This is a genomic window from Salmonella sp. SAL4457 (assembly GCF_046548235.1).
GTDB lineage: Bacteria > Pseudomonadota > Gammaproteobacteria > Enterobacterales > Enterobacteriaceae > Salmonella > Salmonella enterica.
Window position 1 is genome coordinate 1 of record NZ_JBGDZO010001527.1, and the last position, 228, is coordinate 228.

A 228-nucleotide genomic window follows, 5' to 3' on the forward strand; every position below is an offset into this window, starting at 1 on the left:
AAACTGGTGGTGGTGCTGGGGCACACCAAGTGCGGGGCGGTGCGGGCGGCGGTGGACATGACCGCCCGCGGCGAAAACCCGGCCCAGTCCGACCTGCGGCACCTGGGGCCGGTACTCGGCGAGAGCCACGAGGTGGCCGCCAAGCACGTCGGGCCGGATTTCGCCGAACTCCCGGACGAGTCCAAGCAGTTGGTGGCGGACCAGGTGGCACGCGCGAACGCGCTGGAC

At 71.5% G+C, this 228-nt stretch carries 1 protein-coding gene; it reads left to right on the forward strand.

Translation table 11 applies throughout. From position 1 onward, the window contains the following. The coding region (locus ACLJNW_RS29305) for a carbonic anhydrase (protein ID WP_410962182.1) at nucleotides 1–228 on the forward strand (228 nt) is incomplete at both ends.